19 protein-coding genes are annotated in these 21,708 nt (G+C 66.6%); 5 read left to right on the forward strand and 14 right to left on the reverse strand.

Features of this window, described 5'->3' with window-relative positions; translation table 11 throughout:
- Positions 1–19: 19 nt before the first annotated feature.
- The 3 genes from yjiA to IAE34_RS15115 all read right to left on the reverse strand — a co-directional run bounded on the left by yjiA (position 20) and on the right by IAE34_RS15115 (position 3,360).
- The gene (gene yjiA, locus IAE34_RS15105; RefSeq protein WP_200139764.1) at positions 20–1,003 is read right to left on the reverse strand and encodes a GTPase; all 984 of its coding nucleotides are present in this window, start codon (positions 1,001–1,003) and stop codon (positions 20–22) included.
- 79 nt (positions 1,004–1,082) lie between these two features.
- Positions 1,083–1,280: a YbdD/YjiX family protein gene (locus tag IAE34_RS15110; RefSeq protein ID WP_200139765.1), complete on the reverse strand. Its 198-nt coding sequence runs from the start codon at positions 1,278–1,280 to the stop codon at positions 1,083–1,085.
- Between the two features lie 13 nt (positions 1,281–1,293).
- Entirely contained in the window at positions 1,294–3,360 is a 2,067-nt protein-coding gene (locus IAE34_RS15115; RefSeq protein ID WP_200139766.1) for a carbon starvation CstA family protein, read from the reverse strand.
- A gap of 154 nt (positions 3,361–3,514) precedes the next feature.
- Here IAE34_RS15115 and IAE34_RS15120 point away from each other — a divergent pair, with 154 nt between their 5' ends.
- Entirely contained in the window at positions 3,515–3,880 is a 366-nt protein-coding gene (locus IAE34_RS15120) for a PilZ domain-containing protein (RefSeq protein ID WP_200139767.1), read from the forward strand.
- Between the two features lie 261 nt (positions 3,881–4,141).
- Complete coding sequence (locus IAE34_RS15125) at positions 4,142–5,659, forward strand: nucleobase:cation symporter-2 family protein (protein WP_200139768.1); 1,518 nt, start codon at positions 4,142–4,144, stop codon at positions 5,657–5,659.
- Between the two features lie 67 nt (positions 5,660–5,726).
- On the opposite strand, the gene IAE34_RS15130 is transcribed toward IAE34_RS15125, so the two are convergent.
- The 8 genes from IAE34_RS15130 to radA all read right to left on the reverse strand — a co-directional run bounded on the left by IAE34_RS15130 (position 5,727) and on the right by radA (position 16,963).
- Positions 5,727–7,055 (reverse strand): TolC family outer membrane protein, encoded by a 1,329-nt coding sequence (locus tag IAE34_RS15130; protein ID WP_200139769.1) that lies wholly within the window; start codon positions 7,053–7,055, stop codon positions 5,727–5,729.
- 3 nt (positions 7,056–7,058) lie between these two features.
- Positions 7,059–8,405 carry an HlyD family type I secretion periplasmic adaptor subunit gene (locus IAE34_RS15135; RefSeq protein WP_200139770.1) on the reverse strand — a complete coding sequence of 449 codons (1,347 nt, stop codon included), beginning with the start codon at positions 8,403–8,405 and terminating at the stop codon, positions 7,059–7,061.
- 1 nt (position 8,406) lies between these two features.
- Entirely contained in the window at positions 8,407–10,170 is a 1,764-nt protein-coding gene (locus tag IAE34_RS15140; RefSeq protein ID WP_200139771.1) for a type I secretion system permease/ATPase, read from the reverse strand.
- A gap of 174 nt (positions 10,171–10,344) precedes the next feature.
- A complete protein-coding gene (locus IAE34_RS15145; RefSeq protein ID WP_200139772.1) occupies positions 10,345–10,962 on the reverse strand; it encodes a heme acquisition protein HasA in 618 nt (205 codons plus the stop codon).
- A gap of 78 nt (positions 10,963–11,040) precedes the next feature.
- Complete coding sequence (locus tag IAE34_RS15150; protein WP_200139796.1) at positions 11,041–13,704, reverse strand: TonB-dependent receptor; 2,664 nt, start codon at positions 13,702–13,704, stop codon at positions 11,041–11,043.
- A 257-nt stretch (positions 13,705–13,961) separates the two neighbouring features.
- Positions 13,962–14,951, reverse strand: a complete 990-nt coding sequence (locus tag IAE34_RS15155) for a FecR family protein (RefSeq protein WP_200139773.1) — start codon at positions 14,949–14,951, stop codon at positions 13,962–13,964.
- 68 nt (positions 14,952–15,019) lie between these two features.
- Entirely contained in the window at positions 15,020–15,523 is a 504-nt protein-coding gene (locus IAE34_RS15160; RefSeq protein ID WP_200139774.1) for an RNA polymerase sigma factor, read from the reverse strand.
- Between the two features lie 72 nt (positions 15,524–15,595).
- Positions 15,596–16,963 carry a DNA repair protein RadA gene (gene radA, locus IAE34_RS15165; protein ID WP_200139775.1) on the reverse strand — a complete coding sequence of 456 codons (1,368 nt, stop codon included), beginning with the start codon at positions 16,961–16,963 and terminating at the stop codon, positions 15,596–15,598.
- 176 nt (positions 16,964–17,139) lie between these two features.
- Here radA and mscL point away from each other — a divergent pair, with 176 nt between their 5' ends.
- On the forward strand, positions 17,140–17,553 hold the full coding sequence (gene mscL, locus IAE34_RS15170; protein ID WP_200139776.1) for a large-conductance mechanosensitive channel protein MscL: 414 nt from the start codon (positions 17,140–17,142) through the stop codon (positions 17,551–17,553).
- 14 nt (positions 17,554–17,567) lie between these two features.
- Here mscL and IAE34_RS15175 read toward each other — a convergent pair whose 3' ends face one another.
- Positions 17,568–18,344, reverse strand: a complete 777-nt coding sequence (locus IAE34_RS15175; protein ID WP_200139777.1) for a ferredoxin--NADP reductase — start codon at positions 18,342–18,344, stop codon at positions 17,568–17,570.
- Between the two features lie 197 nt (positions 18,345–18,541).
- Between IAE34_RS15175 and IAE34_RS15180 the strand changes: the two genes are divergently transcribed.
- Both IAE34_RS15180 and IAE34_RS15185 read left to right on the forward strand, forming a co-directional pair.
- Positions 18,542–19,255, forward strand: coding sequence for an autoinducer binding domain-containing protein (locus IAE34_RS15180; RefSeq protein ID WP_200139778.1), 714 nt, complete (start codon positions 18,542–18,544; stop codon positions 19,253–19,255).
- Positions 19,256–19,344: 89 nt separating this feature from the next.
- The gene (locus tag IAE34_RS15185) at positions 19,345–20,469 is read left to right on the forward strand and encodes a methyltransferase (protein WP_200139779.1); all 1,125 of its coding nucleotides are present in this window, start codon (positions 19,345–19,347) and stop codon (positions 20,467–20,469) included.
- A gap of 77 nt (positions 20,470–20,546) precedes the next feature.
- On the opposite strand, the gene IAE34_RS15190 is transcribed toward IAE34_RS15185, so the two are convergent.
- Positions 20,547–20,687 (reverse strand): DUF2474 domain-containing protein, encoded by a 141-nt coding sequence (locus IAE34_RS15190; protein ID WP_200139797.1) that lies wholly within the window; start codon positions 20,685–20,687, stop codon positions 20,547–20,549.
- A 13-nt stretch (positions 20,688–20,700) separates the two neighbouring features.
- Positions 20,701–21,708 carry a cytochrome d ubiquinol oxidase subunit II gene (gene cydB, locus IAE34_RS15195; protein ID WP_200139780.1) on the reverse strand — a complete coding sequence of 336 codons (1,008 nt, stop codon included), beginning with the start codon at positions 21,706–21,708 and terminating at the stop codon, positions 20,701–20,703.

Here is a 21,708-nt window from a genome sequence, read left to right on the forward strand (position 1 = left end):
GCCAAGGTGCCGGCGGTGGTTATTCCGTTGGCACGCCCAAAGCAGCGAAGCCAGCTTCGATCTCCGCGCTTGGCAGCCCATCGCCGATGAACACCAGCACGCTCTCACGCGCTTCGCCAGGTTGCCACTCGGCGTCCCAGTCGAAGCCGTAGAGCTTGAGCACGCCCTGGAACACCAGGCGACGGTCGTCACCGGCGATGTTCAGCACGCCTTTGTAGCGCAGCAACTGCTGGCCGTGGGATTCGAGCAACCCGTTCATGAAGTCGCTGAGGCGGTCGATGTCCAGGGCCGCCTGGCTGCGCAGCACCAAGGTGGCGATGCGATCGGGTGTGGCCGGCTTGAATAGCGGGCGCAGCACCGGCTTGAGGCTGGCACCCAGGTCGGGGTTGAGGTTGAAGCCGCGCACGTCGAGCAGTTCGCCCAGCTCGATGCGGCCGTGCTCGACCACCCGCAGCTCGGCGCGACCATTGATGCGGGCCAGGCGCTCGCGCAGGGCGTCCACCACTGCCGGCTCGACCAGGTCGGTCTTGCTCAGCAGCAGTCGATCGGCGAACCCCACCTGGGCCTGGGCGATGGCCTGGGTCAGGTGGAACTCGGCATGCTTGGCGTCGACCAGGGTGATGATGCCGTCGAGCAGGTAACGCTCACGCAGTTCCTCGTCGATGAAGAAGGTCTGCGCCACCGGCGCCGGGTCGGCCAGGCCCGTGCATTCGATCACCAGCCGGTCGAAGGCGATTTCGCCGGCGTCCAGGCGTTCGAGCAGCAGGTACAGGGCACGGGTCAGGTCGCCATGGATGCTGCAGCATACGCAACCGTTGGCCAGGGTCATGACCTGCACCGGCTCGTCGCCGAGCAGTTGGCTGTCGATGCCGGCGTCGCTGAATTCGTTCTCGATCACGGCGATCTTCAGGCCGTGTTCGGCCTTGAGCATGTGCTTGAGCAGGGTGGTCTTGCCGGCACCGAGAAAACCGGTGAGCACGGTGACGGGAATGGGGGTGTGCACGCGTTTGCCTCCTTGAAGCCAGAAAAGACTGTGGGAGCCTGCTTGCGCAGGCTCCCACAGGGTCATGCAGGGGAGCGGCTCAACAGCACTTGGGCCCGGCCTTGCCGCCGTAACGGGCTTCCTGACGCTCGCGAAAGAACGCCTCGTAGCTCATCACCGGCTGGTCGGGATGGGTCTTGTGCATGTGCTCGACGTAGGTGTCGTAGTCGGGCATGCCGACCATCAACCGTGCGGCCTGCCCCAGGTACTTACCCAGTCGTCCCAAGTCGTTGAACATGGCGATGCTCCTCTCAAGCGTCAGGCAGGGCCTGGGACGGGGATTCCTTGTCGCTGCGCTCCTTGCGGCCCAGGGCGGCGATGCCGACCTTGATGGCGAAGAACAGCACGCTGAACACCACCACCAGGAACAGCACGGTCAGCCCGGCGTTGGTGTAGGCGTTGTAGATCACATGCTGCATCTGCCCGATGTCCTTGGCCGGCGCCAGCACCTGACCGGCGTCCAGCGCGGCGCTGTACTTCTTGGCCAGGGCCAGGAAACCGACGGCCGGGTTCGCGTCGAACAGCTTGATCAGGCCTGCGGTGGTGGTGCAGATCAGCAACCACAGCGCCGGCAGCAGCGTGACCCAGATGTAGCGCTCGCGCTTCATCTTGATCAGCACCACGGTGCCAAGCATCAAGGCGATGCCTGCCAGCATCTGGTTGGAGATGCCGAACAGCGGCCACAAGGTGTTGATGCCGCCCAGCGGATCGATCACGCCCTGGTACAGCAGGTAACCCCACAGCGCCACGCAGCCTGCGGTGGCGAGCAGGTTGGCGGTCCACGACTCGGTGCGCTTGAGCGCCGGTACGAAGCTGCCGAGCAGGTCCTGCAGCATGAAGCGCCCGGCACGGGTGCCGGCGTCCACCGCCGTGAGGATGAACAGCGCCTCGAACAGGATCGCGAAGTGATACCAGAAGGCCATGGTGTTCTCGCCCGGCAGCACCTGGTGGAGGATCTGCGCGATGCCCACCGCCAGCGTCGGCGCACCGCCGGCACGGGCCAGCACGGTGTGCTCGCCGATGTCGCGGGCAGTCGCTTCCAGCTGCTCGGGGGTGATGGCGAAGCCCCAGCTGCTGATGGTCTGCGCCACGGCGACGACGTCGCCACCGACCACGGCGGCCGGGCTGTTCATGGCGAAGTACACGCCCGGCTCGATCACCGAAGCGGCGACCATCGCCATGATGGCCACGAACGACTCCATGAGCATGCCGCCATAGCCGATGTAGCGCGCGTTGGTTTCGTTGTCCAGCAACTTGGGCGTGGTGCCCGAGCTGATCAGGGCATGGAAGCCGGAAACGGCGCCACAGGCGATGGTGATGAACAGGAACGGGAACAGGGTACCTTTCCACACGGGCCCGGTGCCGTCGGTGAACTGGGTCAGGGCCGGCATCTTCAGCTCCGGCGCGAGGATCAGGATACCGATGGCCAGGGCCAGGATGGTGCCGATCTTGAGGAAGGTCGACAGGTAGTCACGCGGTGCCAGCACCAGCCAGACCGGCAGCACGGCTGCCACGAAACCGTAGCCCACCAGCATCCAGGTGATCTGCACGCCGGTGAAGGTGAAGGCCGGGCCCCAGGTCGGATCGGCCGCGATCACGCCGCCCAGCCAGATCGAGACCAGCAGCAGGACCACGCCGATCAGCGAGATCTCGCCGATGCGCCCCGGGCGGATGTAGCGCATGTAGATGCCCATGAACATGGCGATGGGGATGGTCGCCATGACCGTGAACATGCCCCACGGGCTCTCGGCCAGGGCCTTGACCACGATCAGCGCCAGCACCGCGAGGATGATGATCATGATCAGGAAGCAGCCGAACAGGGCGATGGTGCCGGGAATGCGGCCCATCTCCTCACGCACCATGTCGCCCAGCGAACGGCCGTTGCGACGCGTGGACAGGAACAGGACCATGAAGTCCTGCACCGCGCCGGCCAGCACCACCCCGGCGATCAGCCACAAGGTGCCGGGCAGATAGCCCATCTGCGCGGCGAGCACCGGGCCGACCAGCGGGCCAGCCCCGGCGATGGCCGCAAAATGGTGACCGAAGAGGATGTGCTTGTTGGTCGGGACATAGTCCAGGCCATCGTTGTTGAGTACCGCCGGGGTGGCCCGGCGCGGATCGAGTTGCATCACCTTGGTGGCGATGAACAGGCTGTAGTAACGGTAGGCGACCAGATAGATGGCCACCGAGGCGACCACGATCCACAAGGCGTTGACCGCTTCGCCACGGCGCAGGGCGACCACACCCAGCGCGCAGGCGCCTATGACTGCCAGCGCCAGCCACGGAATGTGGCGTAGCAGGCTATTATTGTTGTTCATGGTTGGCTTCCAGCTGGTGAATTGGAATTGGACCGCTTCAGGAGTCTAGGGCCAGTCATCGCGCATTGCCATACTTGCTTTGGTCTAGAGCCTCTGCGGGCCGATCAGGCCCTCGTCCAACCCTTCTTTCAGGCAGCACACCGAGGACTGTCCCATGAGCGACCCTGACGAGCGTCGACGCTTTCAGCGCATCGCCTTCGATGCCCCCACCGAATTGCGCCAGGGCGAGCGGCACTGGCAGGTGACCCTGCTCGACCTGTCCCTCAAGGGCCTGTTGATCGAGCGCCCCGAAGGCTGGGAGGCGGACCTGACCCAGGACTTCGACGCCGTCGTTCACCTGGACAAGGCCACCCGGGTGACCATGCAGGTGGCGCTGCGCCACGAGGAGCCCCGACGGCTGGGCTTCATCTGCCAGTTCATCGACCTGGACTCCATCTCCCATCTGCACCGACTTGTCGAGCTGAACCTGGCCGACAGCACCGAAATGATGCGCGAGCTGGGCGAACTGATCGAAGTTTGAAATTTGTTAGCACGCTAACGTCACCGCCCTTCTTGCATTTCCTGCCCAACCAGACAGCTTTCGCAGGGCTGTCTGGCTTTTTGTACACAGCCCTCTAGTACCGAAGACTCCACCTGGAACGCATCCTGCATTGAGTCCTGGGCACCCCTCCTGGCGCCGCCTGAGCAGGCTTGATCGAGATATTGTATACAATATCTATGGCATTCATTTGTCAGAGCTGTCTACAGTAGCGGCACAACAATAAACAGAGAGTCCGCGCCCATGACCACGCCTTCCAGTACGTCTTCCGCCCGGCGCCCCGAGGATGAAAACCTCGGCATCGGCGCCAACTTGGCCTACGGGCTGCAGCATGTCCTGACCATGTACGGCGGCATCGTGGCCGTGCCGCTGATCCTGGGGCAGGCGGCCGGGCTGGCGCCGGCGGAGATCGGCCTGCTGATCGCCGCCTCGCTGTTCGCCGGCGGCCTGGCCACCTTGCTGCAGACCCTGGGCCTGCCCTTCTTCGGCTGCCGATTGCCATTGGTGCAAGGCGTGTCCTTCGCCGGCGTGGCGACCATGGGCGCGATCCTCGGCAGCCAGAACGGCGGCGGCATGCCCGCCGTGCTGGGCGCCGTGATGGCGGCATCGCTGATCGGGCTGTTGATCACCCCGGTGTTCTCGCGCATCACCCGCTTCTTTCCCCCGCTGGTGACCGGCATCGTCATCACCACCATCGGCCTGACGCTGATGCCCGTGGCGGCACGCTGGGTGATGGGCGGCAACAGCGCAGCCGCCGACTTCGGCAGCACGGCCAACGTCGGCCTGGCCGCGCTGACCTTCGCCATCGTGCTGCTGCTGAGCAAGCTGGGCAGCGCGAGCATCTCGCGCCTGTCGATCCTCCTGGCGATGGTCGCCGGCACGCTGATCGCCTGGGCCCTGGGCATGGCAGACTTCAGCAAGGTCGGCGAGGGCCCGTTGCTGGCGTTCCCGACGCCCTTGCACTTCGGCCTGCCGACCTTCCACGTCGCCGCGATCCTGTCGATGCTGATCGTGATCATGGTGACGCTGGTGGAAACCTCGGCGGACATCCTCGCCGTGGGCGAGATCATCGGCACCAAGGTCGACTCACGGCGCCTGGGCGATGGCCTGCGCGCCGACATGGCCTCGAGCATCCTGGCGCCGATCTTCGGCTCCTTCACCCAGAGCGCGTTCGCCCAGAACGTCGGTCTGGTGGCGGTGACCGGGGTCAAGAGCCGTTTCGTGGTGGCCACCGGCGGGCTGATCCTGGTGGTGCTGGGCCTGCTGCCGATCATGGGCCGGGTGATCGCCGCGGTGCCCACCCCGGTACTGGGCGGTGCCGGGATCGTGCTGTTCGGCACGGTGGCGGCCAGCGGTATCCGCACCCTGTCCAAGGTCAACTACAGCAACAACGTCAACCTGATCATCGTCGCCGCGTCGCTGGGTTTCGGCATGATCCCGATCGCGGCACCGACCTTCTACCACCAGTTCCCCGGCTGGTTCGAGACCATCTTCCACTCCGGGATCAGCTCGGCCGCGATCATGGCCATCGTGCTGAACCTCATCTTCAACCACCTCAAGCTCGGCAACTCGGACCAGCAGTCGGTGTTCGCGGCCGGCTACGAGCGCACCATCCACTACTCGGACATCTCGGTGCTGCGCGATGGCGACTACTTCAAGGACGGCAAGCTGTTCGATGCCGAAGGGCACGAGGTGCCGGTGCAGGAGGATGCGCAACCCGGGGTGCGGAGCAGGCGCCGCAAAGCGGTGGCGGAGCATTGAGGGCGGCCCGGCACGGCGCCGCCCTGGCCGATGATCGCGGGTACGGGCAGCGCCGAGCCGGCCTGGGTCATCCGCGCCCGGCGAAATACCGGTTCAAGCCCTCGACGTCGGCCGCCTCCAGCACCCCGGCCAGGTAGCGCAACTGCACCCAGGCGCGCAGGTAGTCGTAGCGCGCCTGGGCCAGGTCGCGACGGGCGCCGAACAGTTGCTGTTCGGCATCCAGCACATCCAGGTTGACCCGCTCGCCGCCCTGCACGCTGCGCCGGGTGGCGTCGACCAGGGCGCTGGCAGCCTTCACCGCCAGGTCGTAGGCGCGAATCTTCGCCGCGCCGCTGGCGCACAGGTTGAACTGCCGGCGCACCTGGTTGAGCGTGTCGCTGACCTGCGCATCGACCTGGTACTGCAACTGGTCGCGCTCGGCCCGGGCCTGGCGCACCCGCGCCGACACCCCGCCACCGGCGTACAACGGCACGCTCAGTTGCAGGCCGACGCTGTCGGTGTCGTAGCGCTGGTTGTAGGTGCTTTCGGAACTGGAACTGGAAATGCCCTTGCTGACATAGGCGCTCAGGCTCGGCAGGTGCCCGGCGCGCTGGCGCTCGATGCCCTGCTCGGCCACGTCCAGGGCGTGACGCTGACTGGCCAGCTCGGCGTTGCGCGCCATGGCGAGGTCGCGCCAGGGCTCGAAGCGCGCCGGCGACAGCGGCTGCACGCGGAACTGGCCACGCAACGGCGCCAGGTCCTGGGCCATGACCGGCTCACCGGTGATGGCTTGAAGACTGCGCAAGGCGGCATCGAGGTTGTCTGCCGCTTCGATCTCCTGGGCCTGGGCCAGCTCCAGGCGCGCGCGGGTTTCCAGCGCATCGGTACGGGTGCCTTCGCCGCCCTCGATCAGGCGCTCGTTGAGCTGCAGCTGCTCGGCGTAGGTGCGCCGCTGGGCCTGCGCCAGGCCGATCTGCTCGCTGGTGAACAGCGCCTCGCTGTAGGCGCCGAACACCCGCACCACCAGCTCCTGACCGCGCCCGCGCAGGCGTTCGTCGGCCAGTGCCGCCTGGGCCACGCCGCGCCGGTAGTCGGCCCACAGGCCATAGTCGAACAGCGGCTGCTGCAGGGTCAGCGTCGAGGTGTAGCTGCGGTAGTCGCGCTGGGTGGTGACGTCGCCGAACTGCCCATGCTGGGTCACCTCGGAGTCGTTGCGAGCCCGGTTGTAACGGTACGACAGGTTCGGCAGCAGCCCGGCGCGGCCGATGGCCAGGTGCTCGATGCCGGCGTCACGCTCGGCAAGCGCGGCGTGCAGGGTCGGGTCGTTGCGCAAGGCCAGGGCGTAGGCATCGCTCAGGTCCAGCGCGGCCGCCGGCAGGCTCAGGCCGGCCAGCATCAGGCACAGCAGCAGACGCATCGCTCACTCCTCGCTCAGGGCCAGGTGCACCCGGTCGGCCAGCGGCTTGAACAGGTAGTTGAGCAGCGAGCGCTCGCCACTGCGCACGAACGCCTCCACTGGCATGCCCGGACGGATATCCAGGCTCGACAGTTGCCGGGCGCCCTCGTCGCTGACCTTGATGCGCACCTGGTAGTACGGCTGCTGGGTCTTGTCGTCGAGCAGGCGGTCGGCCGAGACCAGGCTCACCTCGCCCGCCACCCGCGGCGTGGTGCTCTGGTTGAAGGCGACGAACAACAGCTCCACCGGCAGTCCCGGGCGTAGCCGGTCGATCAGCTCGACGGGCGCGCGGGCATCGACCAGCAATGGCGCATCGTCCGGGACGATCTCCATCAGTGGCTGACCGCGGGCGATCACCCCGCCCTCTGTGAACACGCTCAAACCCACCACCGTGCCGGCCACCGGAGCGCGTACCTGGGTATGGGCCAGCTCGAACTCGGCACTGCGCAGGCGGTTGCCCAGCTCTTCGGCGTTGGCCTGGGCCTCGCCCAGTTGCTGACGCACCTCGTTCTGAAACTCCTGACGACGCTGGCTGGCGCGCAGCGTGAGTTCCTGCACCTGGCGCCGGGTGCGGCCGATGTTGCCCTGGTCTTCGGCCACCGCACCGTCGATCTGCGCGAGCAGGCGCTCGCTGTCGAGCAGGCGGTTGCGCGGGATATAGCCATCCCGGGCAAGGCCGCGCAGGCCGCGCAGTTGTTCCTGCAGGGCCTGGCGCTGGGCCTGCTTGCCGAGCAGCGAGCCTTGCAGGCCGCTCAGCGACGCCTGCGCGCCGGCCACGCTTTCGCTCAGCCCGGCCAGTTCGAGGGTCAGGGCCTGGGCGCGACTGGCGCGCAGTTGCCGCTGGGTTTCCAGGGCCGAGGCGATCCAGGGCGTGGCCGCTTCGGCGAGCAGGTCCGGGTCGAAGGTCACGCTGGCTGCGCCGTCGCGCTCGGCCAGCAGCCGCGCCGCCGTGGCCCGGGCATTGACGTACTGCACGCGCAGCGAGCCCTGCTGGGCCTGGGCCTGGGTGGGATCGAGGCCGATCAGCACCTGCCCGGCCTGCACCCGATCGCCGTCGCGCACGTTCAACCGCTCGATCACGCCGCCGGTAGGATGCTGGACGGCCTGCCGGCTGCCAGCCACCACCACGTTGCCACTGACGGGCACGCCTTTGTCCAGCGGCGCCAGCGCGGCCCACAGCACGAAGCCGCCGAAGCCGATCAGCACCAGCCAGCGGCCGACCCTGGCCGGGCCGCGTGCATCGTCGCGCAGGGGCACGACCTTGTCGGCCGGGGCAGTGGGTTCGGGGTCGAACAACGGATGCACACTCATGTCAGGATCTCTGCCCACTCTGGTTGAAGCTGTAGGTCACCCCCGTGCGGGCCGGGGTGGGCGCTGCCACCGGCGTGGCGGCCGGCTTGGCCGCCGCCTGCAACACCCGCGCGGTGGGGCCGAACTGCTGCACCTGGCCGCCGTGCAGCACCAGCAACTGGTCCAGCCCCAACAGCAGGCTGGACTTGTGGCTGATCATCACCAAGGTGCGCCCGTGCGCCTTCAGCGCCGCCAGCGCCGCGAGCAGCGCCCGTTCACCCGCCTCGTCGAGGTTGGCGTTCGGCTCGTCGAGCACCACCAGCGCCGGCAGGCGGTACAGGGCACGGGCCAGGCCGATGCGCTGGCGCTGGCCACCGGACAGCCCGGCACCGCCGTCGCCCAGTCGAGTGTCGTAGCCTTGGGGCAGTTGCAGGATCAGCTCGTGCACCCCGGCCAGTTGCGCGGCCGCCACCACGGCATCGGCGTCCACCGGCCCGAGTCGGGCGATGTTCTCGGCGATGCTGCCGGCGAACAGCTGCACGTCCTGGGGCAGGTAGCCGACATGCGCGCCGAGGGCCTGGCGATCCCACTGCGCCAACGCCGCGCCGTCCAGGCAGACCTTGCCCGACACCGGGCTCGCAGCGCCCACCAGCAGCCGCGCCAGGGTCGACTTGCCTGAACCGGACGTGCCGATCAGCCCTAGCGACTGCCCGGCCGCCAGCGCGAAGGTCACGCCGTTCAGGCACAGCCGCTGACCGCCCGGCACCGTGGCGCTCAACTGCTCGACCCGCAGTTGCCCGCGAGGCGCCGGCAGCGGCATGGCACTGGGCAACGCTGGATAGCGGCGCAGCAGCAGGCCCAGGCGTTCGGCACTCTGGCGCGCCGCACCCCATTGGCGCCATACCGCGATCAACTGGTCGATGGGCGCCAGCACCCGCGCCATGAGGATGGACCCAGCGATCATCATGCCCGGGCTGATCAACTGCTCCAGCGCCAGCCAGGCGCCCAGTCCCAGCACCAGTGACTGCAAGGCCAGGCGCACGCTCTTGGACACCGCAGTGATCGCCGCGCTGCGCTCGCTGCCCAGGTTCTGCCGGGCCAGAAAACCATGGTGCAGCCGGCTCCAGCGTTCGCGCACCGCGTCGAGCATGCCCATGGCGGCGACCGCCTCGGCGTTGCCCAGATGCCCCGCCGCCTGCTGCTGAGCCTGCTGCGACAGGCGCCCGGCCTCGACGAACACGCCCTGGGTCAAGCGCTCGTTGAGCCAGGCCAACGCCGCCAGCAACAGCGCGCCCACCACCGCCAGCAACCCCAGCCAGGGGCTGAACAGGAAGATCACCAGCAGGTACAGCGGGAACCAGGGGGCATCGAAGAAAGCGAACAGGGCCTGGCCGGTGGCGAACTGGCGCAGCTGCGTGAGATCACCCAGCGCCTGCTGCGCGCTGCCCTTGTGGCCGTCGAGGCTGGCCTGGAAGGCGGCTTCGAAGATGCGCGGGTTCAAGTGCAGGTCCATGCGCGTGCCCAGGCGAATCACCACCAGGCTGCGCAACCATTCCAGCACGCCAAGAAAGGCGAACAGGCCCAGCACCATGAGGCTGAGCATCAGCAGGGTCATCTCGTTGCCCGACGACAGCACCCGGTCGTAGACCTGCAACATGTACAGCGCCGGCGCCAGCATCAGCACATTGGCCACGGCGGTGAACAGGGCGACGTTGCCCAGCCCGCCACGGCAGGCCTTGAGCGTCTGCCACAGTTCAGCGGCGGCAGCGGTGCGGGGAATACTCATCGATGACCTCGAAGGACGAGGCGGCGCGCCATTGACCTGGCCTTCGCCACCTCGCAGAATTTCGCGGCGCCCTGGCCTGGGCCCGACAAGACACGGGCCAGGGCGTGTGCAACGGGGCCAATGACAGAGCGATCTGCCATTGGCCTTTTTTCAGGCTGCCACTCAGGCCGGGCCTCAGGCCGCCAGGGCCAGATCTTCCGGCAGCGCCTGCACACCCACCGCTTCGGCCGCGGCCACGCTCGAGGCACCGCCACCCAGTGCTGCGGCGATGGCATCGAAGGTGCTGTCGGTGGACACGCCGTAGCTGGCCAGCAGGTTGTCCAGTACCCCTTCCAGGGCCGAGGTGTTGCCCTGCATCAGGCCGTAGATCACGCCCTGCACCTCATTGCCGGCACGCCCGGCGCCCAGCGCGGCGTCCAGGTCCAGGCCGTTGAAGCTGACCACGTAGTTGCTCAGGCTGAAGTCGCTGCCGCTGCCGCCGCCGAGCACTTCGCCCAGGCTGACGTTGTCCAGCGAACCCCACAGGTAGTGGTTCAGGTTGTCGCCCGGTGCCTTGGACGGGTCGAACACGTAGTGCAGGCCATTGGCGGTGTCGGAATCGGCGATGAAGGCGTAGTCCGAGCCACTGGCGCCGTGGGTGGCGTACTGGTCACCGTCGAAGGTGCCGTTGCTGAAGCCGCCGGTGTTGCTGTAGCCATGGCCGGCGGTGACGAAACCTGCGCCCCAGAAGGCCAGGTAGTCGTCGACGGTGGCGCTGCCGAAGGCTGGATCGTAGGTGACGGAAATAGTCATGACGGTTCCTCTGTGCTGCGTGGTTAAGACGAAGGCCAGCGGCCTTCGCGTCGCCCGAAATGGGCAAACCCAGGTGGTTCAGAATCGGTATTCGAGCATCCCGCTCAAGGTGCGGCCGCGGGCCAGGGACAGGTTGTTGACGTCGCCCATGGCGACGAAATAGGCCTCGTCGGTGGCGTTCTCCAGAGACAGGCCGAGGTTCAGGCTGGGCGTCATCCAGTAGCTGGCATACAGGTCGTAGACGGTGTACTTGGGCCACATGGCCTGGTCGATCTGGCTGTAGCCGTGGGTGTCGAGGTTCTTGCCGTTGCCCTCGCTGTAGCGCACGCGCATGCCCACATCCAGGGTGCGCTGGAGAAAACGCATGCCCAGGGTCAGCGAGCCTCGGTCGGCCGGCATGTAGGAGGCGTTGCCCATGATGTCGCCGCAGCTCACGCGGTTGTTTTCCGTGGCGTTGGCCTCGGCCCGCGAGACCCGTACCGGCAGCATGATGACGCGGCTGCCGACCTGCACCGGCCGCAGCACGGTGCCGGCGCTGACCAGTTGCTGGGCGCCGCCGAGGTAGAACTGGTTGGAGCAGAAGTCGTTGCTGCCGATCATGTGGGTGTAGCTGAGCTGGCCATAGTAGTCGCCGGCGTCGTAGTCGAGGCTGTACTCCAGGCCACGAAAACGCGTGGTCTCCAGGTTGTTCTGATAGGCCGAACGGCCCAGGGCGATGCCCGAGACGCTGGAGCCGGGCAGGCTGGCGTTGGTGTCGAGGAACGAGAAGTTGTCGATGCGCGTGTCGAAGTAGGCCACCTTGGCGGCGAAGCGGTCGCCGTCGCGCAGCAGCGACTCCTTGAAGATGTTCACGCCCAGTTCCCAGTTGTGCGACTGCTCGGGTTGCAGGAACGGGTTGGGGTAGACCATCTCGTTGCCGCCGCCATGGGGCCGGCCGCTCATGAACGCCTCGGTCACGGCCGGTGGTCGCCAGCCGCGGCCCCAGCGGGTATACAGTTGCAGCCAGTCCGGCCCGGGTTTGACGGCGATACCGAAGGTCGGCGAGAACCGCCCCTCTTCGCGGTCCTCGTCGAACAGCAGTTCGGTGCGCTGGCGGCGCAGGTTGGTCTCGGTAATCCCCTCGGGATACTGCCAGGTGGTGACGCCGGTCTTGCCGGTCAGGCGGTAGCGGTCGTAGCGCAGGCCGGCGTCGAGGGTCAGCCAGCCATCGTGCTCGTAGCTGAGGTTGCCGAACAGGCTGGCCATCACCCGCTTGCCCTTGGGGTTGGCGCCCTGCACGTAGGGCAGCGACTCGGTCTCGTTGACCGCGGCGATGCGCTCGGTGCTGGGGCGGAAGCTGTCCTGGAAGGCCTCGCTGCCATAGTTGAAGGTCAGGCTGTCGGCCTTGAACAGTTGCCAGCGCGAGGTGTTCTGCACCTGCAAGCCCCAGGTGTCGGTCTGGTAGCGGTCCGAGTAGCCTTCGACCCGGTTGCCGCTGTTGGCCGAGGCGGCGTTGTCGGCGTTCCAGCGGTCCTGGCGGGTGGTGACGTAATACAGCTTGGCCTTGAAGTCGACCAGGTCGTTGGGGTTGAGGCTGTAGTCCACGGCCGCGTTCTTGGCATTGATGTCGTTGGTGCCGGTGACGCGGTAGTAGTAGTCGTGGCTGCCGCTGTCCTTGACGGTCCAGGCGTCCTTGCTGTCGGTGTCGGTCTCGAAGTAGCTGAACTGCAGGCGCTGGGTGTCGGGCAGGTTCAGGCCGAGCTTGAAGATCTGCGAGCGGGTGACGCTGTCCATCGCGCCCACTTCGCCATTGAGCCAACTCTTCCAGGCCTGGCGGTCTTCGAGCTTGCCGCGCATCTGCGTGCCGAGGTTGCCGGCGTGCTGGGTGCCGCTGCGGTAGTCGCCGAAATGCCGTTCGCTGTGGCCGACCAGGATATCGCCCACTTCATTGCCGGCGGCGAACAGGGCGCTGCCGTTGAAGTAGGTGCCGTTGCCCAGCTCGCCAATGCCGTGGCCTGCACGCAGCCGACCGCCGATCTGTTTGTCCGGTCCCAGCAGGTCGCGGGCGTCCACGGTATTGAAACTGGCGATGCCGCCGATCACCCCGGCGCCGCCCATGGCCGCCGAGGTGCCCTTGTCGATCTCCACGCCCTGGATGAATTCCGGGTCGATGAACATCACCCCGTTGCGTTGCTGATGGCCGTTGACGCTGAAGTTCTGGCGCATGCCATCGATGTTCATGTTGACCCGGCCATAGTCCTGCACGCCGCGGATGTTCACCGACAGGCCAGGATCGCGCTGGTTGACGGCGGTGTACACGCCGGCGGTCTGCTCCAGCAGGTCGGCGGCGTGGCGTGGCGGGCGCTGGTCGATCTGCTCGCGGGTGATGACGCTCACCGAGCGCGGCGTCATGTACACCCAGTCGCCTTCGCGGGTGGATTCCACGTGGGTGGCGCCCAGCTCCAGGGCCCGGTCGCCGGCCTCCACCCGCTCCAGCCCCACCTGCCCGGCGCTGCTGAAGCGGTAGCGCACCGGAGTGCCTTGCAGCAGCTGGCGCAGACCCTCCTCGGCGCCATGGCTGCCGTGCAGCCCGACGCTGCTCAACCCGGCCAGGGTGCGGCTGTCGAAGAACACCTGCACACCGGATTGCTCGGCGTAGGCGAGCACGGCGCGGTCCAGCGGCTGGGCTGCGATGTCGAAGGCGATGAGCTGGTCCTTGGTACTGGTGGCGCTGGGCGCGGCCTGCACCTGGCCGATCCCCATCGGCAAGGCACAGGTGCCCAGGGCCAGGCTGCTGGCCAGGGCGAGGCGACCGATCGGTCGCAAGGTGAAGTGTCGTGGCGTGGTCACTGAGAAGGCTCGTCTGTCGTTGGCGATTTCTAGTAATGAAAATCAATCTCAACAATCAGACGTGCAGGTGTGGGAGAGTCAGTAACGAAAAATGAAAAAAGATTTAAGAGCTGTGTGAAGGTCGCGATTTGCCAGTGTCCATGCCGCAAAGGCCAACCGCCGCCCCCACCTCAGTAGATCACGGTCAACCCCGGCAACTCGAAGCGCCGCGCGTGCAGCTCATCGCTCAGTACCTGGCCCGCCGCCGCCAGCTGATCGAGTCGAAACACCCCGCTCACCTCGCGTCGGGACAACTGCCCGTCCATCACCACCAGCTTGCCCGCGCGGTAGCGATTGAGCCGCGCCACCACCTCGGCCAGCGGCTGGCGCTCGAACACCAGCACGCCCCGTTCCCAGTCGGTGGCCCGTTGCACATCGCGCTCGGGCCAGGGGCGCACGCCTCCGGCCTGGTCGTAGCGCACGCTGCGACCCTGCTCGACCACCTGCTCTGCCCGCCCCTGCTCGGGGGCATGCTGCAAGGCCACCGCCACGCGGTGCTCCAGCATGCCCACCCAGCCGCCGTCGCCGAGCGTGCCGACCACGAAGCGCGTTCCCAGCGCCTGCACCCTGGCCCCAGCATGCTCGACCACGAACGGCCTCGGTTCCTGGGCCGTCACCGGTGCCGCGCTGAACACTGCCTCGCCGGCCAGCAGCCGCACACGGCGCTGCCGGATGTCGAAATCCACGGCGATGGCGCTGTCTGCGTTCAGCTCGACCTGGCTGCCATCGGCCAGCGTCACCCGACTGACCTGCGCCGCACCGGTCAGGTAGTCGGCGTGCCAATGCAGCCACCACTGCGGCGCCTGCGCCACGCACACGGCCAGCAGCAGCGAGGCGGCCACCGCGCCCAAGGCCCGGCGCACGCGGCGTGGCCGGCGCACGGGCAGGCGCGCCGGTGCCGGTGCGGCGCGTGGTGGCGCCGCACTCGACGTCCCCAGGCAGCCCATGTCGGCCCAGGTCGCGCAGGCCAGCGCAAAGGCCTGCGCATGACGCGCATCGGCCGCGCACCAGTGCTCCAGGGCCTGCCGCTGGGCCGGGTCGAGGCTACCGTTGCTGTCGCGCACCGCCCACTCGGCGGCCTGCTCGCGAATCGCTTGCTCGGGCTGGTTGTCGCTGCTCACACGGTTCTCTCGGGATCTGGTTATGTCTGGGCTGACGTCTGAAGGGGGGTAGGTCAGTAAACCACTGGTCAGGTGTCTTCGTGCAGGCACTGCATCACATAGGCCAGGGCCTTGGCCAGGTGCTTCTGCACCGAGCTGTCGGAGATGCCCAGCCGACGCGCCACCTCGGCATGGGTCAGGCCCTCCAGGCGGTTCAGGCGAAACACCAGGCGGGTGCGCTCGGGCAGAGTCTCGACGATTGCCTGCAAGCGCGCGAGGTGCTGCTCGCGCGCCACCTGCTCGTCCAGGCCTGGGCGCTCCTCGACGATGCCTTCGAGCGCCTCGTGGGGCACCAGGTCGGTCTTGCGCCGCTGCTGCTGGCGCAGGTGGTCGATCATCAGGTTGTGGGCCGTGCGGTAGAGGTACCCCGGTGGATTGTCCAGGGCCTCCTGGCGCTGCTGTTCAGCCAGGCGCAGAAAACTCTCCTGCACCAGGTCGGCGGCCAGCTGCGGGTCGCGCACCTTGCGCGTGAGCAGGCCCTGCAGGGTCTTGGCATGCTTGATGAACAAGCGCTTGAGGTCGAGCTCCGCCACACGCACTCCCGCTAGTGGTCGCAAGGTGGCGGAATGCTACTCGTTATTGAGAATCAGTTGCAAGAAAGAGCATCACTCGAACAGGGCATCCAGCGCCTGCTCCAACCGCGTCACTGCGATCACCTGAAGCCCTGCAGGCGCTTCCTTGGGCGCATTGCCCTTGGGCACGATGGCGCGCTTGAAGCCATGCTTGGCCGCTTCCTTCAAGCGCTCCTGGCCGCTGGGCACCGGGCGCACCTCGCCGGACAGGCCGATCTCGCCGAACACCAGCAGGCCGTGGGCCAGGGGACGGTTGCGCAGGCTGGACATCACCGCCGCCAGCAAGGCCAGGTCCGATGCGGTTTCCAGCACCTTCACCCCGCCGACCACGTTGAGGAACACGTCCTGATCGTGGGTCGGAATACCGCCATGGCGATGCAGGACCGCCAGCAGCATGGCCAGACGGTTCTGGTCCAGGCCCAGGGTCACCCGGCGCGGGTTGGCCAGGTGGCTGTCGTCCACCAGAGCCTGCACCTCCACCAGCATCGGCCGGGTGCCCTCCCAGGTGGCCATGACCACGCTGCCCGGCACCTCCTCCTGGGTCCGGTTGAGGAAGATCGCCGACGGGTTGGAGACTTCCTTCAGGCCGCGATCGGTCATGCCGAACACGCCCAGCTCGTTGACCGCACCGAAGCGGTTCTTCACCGCCCGCAGCAGGCGCAGGCGCCCGTCCGACTCGCCCTCGAAATACAGCACCGTGTCCACCATGTGCTCGAGCACGCGCGGGCCGGCCAGCGAGCCTTCCTTGGTGACGTGGCCCACCAGGAAGATCGCCGTGCCGCTCTGCTTGGCGTAGCGCACCAGCAGCGCCGTGCTCTCGCGCACCTGGGCCACGCCGCCGGGGGCCGATTGCAGCTGCTCGGTGAAGATGGTCTGGATCGAGTCGATCACCATCACCCGCGGCTTTTCCTGGCGGGCGGTGGCGATGATGGTCTCGATGCAGGTCTCGGTCATCACCTTGAGCTGGTCCTGGGGCAGGCCCAGGCGCCGCGAGCGCATCGCCACCTGCTGCTGGGACTCTTCGCCGGTGACGTACAACGCCGGCATCTGCGTGGCGATGTTGCACAGGGTCTGCAACAGGATGGTCGACTTGCCGATGCCCGGGTCGCCGCCGATGAGCACCACCGAGCCGTCCACCAGGCCGCCGCCGAGCACGCGGTCCAGCTCGGTGCTGCTGGTGGTGAAGCGCGGGATTTCCTCAACGCTGACCTCGGCCAGGGTCTTGATCTGCGCCTGCTGTCCGGTCCAGCCCGCACGCCCGGTGGGCGCTGCGGCACCACCGCTCTCGATCAGGGTTTCGACCAGGGTGTTCCAGGCCCCGCACTCGCCACACTGGCCTGCCCATTTGGGAAAGGTCGCGCCGCACTCGGTACAGCCATACATGCGCTTGGCCTTGGCCATCGGGTCAGTCTCCTGGGCAAAACGTCCATGATACTCCAAACGTGTCGGGCCCTCGGCGGCGCGTGCCTGCGACAAAACTATTCAGGCTGATGGCAGTCTGTACCCCAACGCAGCACATGAAGCGATTAAGTGAATTACACTGCGTTTACTCACCACTTGTTACAAAGGAAGAAGACATGGGCGTGCTCAACGAATTCAAGGCCTTCGCGGTCAAGGGAAATGTCGTCGATATGGCGGTGGGTATCATCATCGGCGCGGCCTTCGGCAAGATCGTCTCGTCGTTCGTGGGCGATGTGATCATGCCGCCTCTGGGCCTGCTGATCGGCGGAGTGGACTTCAGCGACCTGGCCATCACGTTGAAGGCCGCCCAGGGTGACGTACCCGCGGTGGTACTGGCCTACGGCAAGTTCATCCAGACCGTGATCGACTTCATCATCGTCGCCTTCGCCATCTTCATGGGCGTGAAGGCCATCAACCGCCTCAAGCGCGAAGAGGCCAAGGCCCCCAGCGCCCCTCCGACCCCTACCCCGCAGGAAACCCTGCTCACCGAAATCCGCGACCTGCTCAAGGAACAGCGCCGCCTGCCCTGAGGGCCTGGCGCTTTCTACCAGTAGGTTTCGACCGCGACCTGGCCTGGGCGCCTGCTCAGGCTCAGTTGCAGGTCGCGGGCCTTCAAGGCCTTGCGGGTGTCGTCGATCATCTCCGGGTTGCCGCACAACATGATGCGCGAGTGCTCCGTCGAGAAGGCCAGGCCAGCGGCCCGTTCCAGCTCGCCGGTCTCGATCAGCGTGGTGATGCGCGCATTCAGTGCCCCGGGGTGCGCCTGGCGGGTGACCACCGGGATGAACTGCAACTTGCCGGCGAACTCGGCCAGATAGTCGCGCTGCTCCAGCCCGCCGATCAGGTCCACATAGGCCAGTTCCTTCGCCTCGCGCACCGAATACACCAGCTTGATGCTGTCGAACCGCTCCCAGGCTTCGAAATCCTGAAGCAACGAGACGAAGGGGGCCACGCCCGTGCCGGTGGCCAGCAGCCACAGGTCGCGGCCGCCGACGAAGCGGTCGAGGGTGAGGTAGCCATAGGCCTGGCGCTCGATCAGCAGACTGTCACCGACCTTCAAGCGGCTCAGTTCGCTGGTGAACTCGCCGTCCGGCACCACGATCGAGAAGAAATCGAGAAACTCGTCATGGGGCGCGCTGACCATCGAGTAGGCGCGCCACACTACGCTGCCATCGGCCTTGGTCACTCCCAGGCGAGCGAACTGACCAGCGCGAAAACGAAAGCCAGGGTCGCGCGTCACCCGCAGGCTGAACAGGTTCGGCGTCAGGGGCTGCACGTCGAGCAAGGTCTGGGCGGTGAATTTGTCGGCGCTGGCGGTCATGGGGGGCTCCTGGAATGGTCGCCGCCAGTGTCTCGCAAATGGGCGCGCAGAAACACCGTCACATAGTAGGCGTATAGCTTATGTACAAGTATTTCCGCCGCATATGGTCGCTATAGCTAAAAATTTCCAACGCTTTGTACAAGTTTTCCTACACTCATTTGGGTGAGCTCACAAATGGATCCAAGTGGAGTAGCGTCATGCCGCACTGGAAGCAAGAGAAGCTGCAGACCCTGCTAGGGGAGCGGCGGCCCGAAAAAATGTTCGATCAAGCCATACTGCTGGCCCAGGACCTAGGGATGGTCTACCTGGGCCTGGTGCTGCACCTGCACATTCCGGCACGGCGCCCACAGACCATCCTGTACAACAATTTTCCCGAAGGCTGGAACGAACATTTCAAGGCCGATCGCGACTTCATCCTGCAAGACCCGGCCATTTCCCGCAGCCGTATCAGTGCAATTCCCGTGCTCTGGGAAGACGAGCTGTACGAGGAAGTCCCGCAGTTTCGTGAAACCGCCTGTTCCCACGGCCTTCGTCATGGCTGGACACAGTCGCTGTACGACCGCTACAACCATGAAAGTCAGTTGAGCGTCGCGCGGGCCGAGCGGCGCATCTCCGATCACGAACTGCTGAGCAAGAGTGCTCAGTTGCTGTGGTTGCACAATGTCCTGCACGAGCTCATCTGCGAGTTCCACCGCAGGGCCCTGGATCCGTCCCGCGACCTCACCGAGCGCGAGCTCGAAGTCACCAAATGGACGGCCGATGGCAAGACCGCCGCAGACATCGCCTGCATCCTTTCACTGTCCCCCAGCACCGTCAATTTCCACATCCGCAGCGTCATCACCAAACTCGGCGTGACCAACAAGACCGCCGCCGTGGCCGTGGCCGCCGCCCGCGGGCTGATCTGGAAGTGACTGCCCGCGCTGCACAAAGCCTGTAGAATCGAGGGTTTCCCGCACGCGATCGTCCATTGCGCGCCCCGTCGCCTCGAGCCCGTTTTCCCATGCCCCTGCTCACCAGCCCCTTCGCCGAACTCGACCTGCTCCGCCAACCGGAGCAGAACAACGACCCCTTGCAGGCCTTCGACGCCGCCGACGAATACCTGCTCGGCCACCTGGCCGCCCAGGCCCCGGCCGCCGCTACGCGCGTGCTGGTGCTCAACGACAGCTTCGGCGCCCTGGCCGCCAGCCTGGCAGGTCACGTTCAGGTGACCAGCAGCGGCGATTCGCACCTGGCGCACCTGGCACTGGAGAAGAACCTCGTGCGCAACGGCCGGGCCTACGACAGCGTGCCTTTCGTGCCGGCGAGCCACGCCTGGCAGGGCCCGTTCGACCGGGTGCTGGTGCGCGTGCCGAAGACCCTCGCGCTGCTCGAAGAACAGCTGATCCGCCTGCAGGGGCATCTGGCTCCGGGTGCCGAGGTGATCGCCGGGGCGATGATCAAGCACCTGCCGCGTGCGGCAGGCGATCTGCTGGAGCGCTACATCGGCCCGGTGCAAGCTTCGCTGGCGCAGAAGAAAGCTCGCCTGCTCATCGCAACCTCCAGCGAGCGCCCCCAGGCCCGCTCGCCCTCCCCCACCCGCTACCGCCTGGACAACCCGGCGCTGGAGCTGGTCAATCACGCCAACGTGTTCTGCCGCGAAGGCCTGGACATCGGCACCCGCGCCTTCCTGCCGCACCTGCCGCGCGACCTGGGCCAGTCGCGCATCGCCGACCTGGGCTGCGGCAACGGCGTGCTGGGTATCGCCAGCGCCCTGCTCAACCCGCAGGCACAGCACACGCTGGTGGACGAGTCGTACATGGCCGTGCAGTCGGCTCGCGAGAACTGGCAGGCGGCGCTTGACGACCGTCCGGCAGACATCCGGGCCGACGACGGCCTGGCCGCTCAGCAGAAGCAGTCACTGGACGTGGTGCTGTGCAACCCGCCGTTCCACCAGCAGCAGGTGGTCGGCGATTTCCTCGCCTGGCGCATGTTCCAGCAGGCCCGCGAGGCGCTGGTGGTGGGCGGTGCGCTGTACATCGTCGGCAACCGTCACCTGGGTTACCACAGCAAGCTGGCACGACTGTTCCGAGGCGTGGAACAGGTGGCGGCGACACCCAAATTCGTGGTGCTGAAGGCGCGCAAGTAAGCGGCACGGTCATCCACTGCGCGATCAAGGCTGGACGTACCGATCGGCGGCCCGCATCAGCAAGGCCGCCCGGCAGCTCAGTGGGTGGTCAAACCCGCCGCACTCATGAACATCCGCATGCCATAGGCCACCACGCCCAGGGCGGCGACACTCAGCGCCCAGATCAGCACCAGCCACCCCAGCCGCTGCCACAGGGGTTTCTTCTGCTCCACGTTCATCACCACATCCCCCTCAATGGTAGCCATCGTCGTGGCGCACCTTGCCGCGGAACACGTAGTAGCTCCAGAACGTGTAACCCAGGATCAGCGGCAGGATGAACAGCGTGCCCACCAGCATGAAGCCCTGGCTCTGCGGCGGCGCAGCAGCCTCCCAGATGGAAACCGATGGCGGGATGATGTTCGGCCACAGGCTGATTCCCAGCCCGCTGTAGCCCAGGAAGATCAGCACCAGGGTGAGCAGGAACGGCCGGTAGTTGGCCTGCTGCGACACCGCCCTGAACAGCGCATAGAAAGTCACCAGCACCAGCGCGGGCACCGGCATGAACCAGATCAGGTTGGGCATGCTGAACCAGCGGTCGGCGATCTGCCCGTAGGCCAGCGGCGTCCACAGGCTCACCAGGCCGATCACCACCAGCAGCACCAGCGCCAGCGGTCGCGCCAGACCGTGCATCTGCCGTTGCAACGGGCCTTCGGTCTTCATGATCAGCCAGGTGCAGCCGAGCAGCGTGTAGGCCACGATCAGCCCCACCCCGCAGAACAGGCTGAATGGCGTCAGCCAGTCCAGGGTGCCGCCGGCATAGTGCCGGTCGACCACCTTGAAGCCCTCGATGAAGGCCCCCAGCGCCACCCCCTGGAAGAAGGTCGCCACCAGCGAGCCGCCAATGAACGCCTTGTCCCACAGATGACGCTTCTCGTCCGTGGCCTTGAAGCGGAACTCGAAGGCCACCCCACGGAAGATCAGCCCCACCAGCATCAGGATCAGCGGCAGGTACAGCGCCTCCAGCACCACGGCGTAGGCCATGGGAAAGGCCCCGAAAAGCCCCGCCCCGCCCAGCACCAGCCAGGTCTCGTTGCCGTCCCACACCGGCGCCACGGTGTTCATCATCACATCACGGTCACGCTCGCCCTTCACGAAGGGAAAGAGCATGCCGATACCCAGGTCGAAACCATCCATGACCACGTACATCATCACCCCGAATATGATGATCCCGGCCCACATCAGCGGCAGATCGATACCCAT

Origin of the sequence: Pseudomonas sp. S30 (genome assembly GCF_016518545.1) — a bacterium.
Taxonomy (GTDB): Bacteria; Pseudomonadota; Gammaproteobacteria; order Pseudomonadales; family Pseudomonadaceae; genus Aquipseudomonas.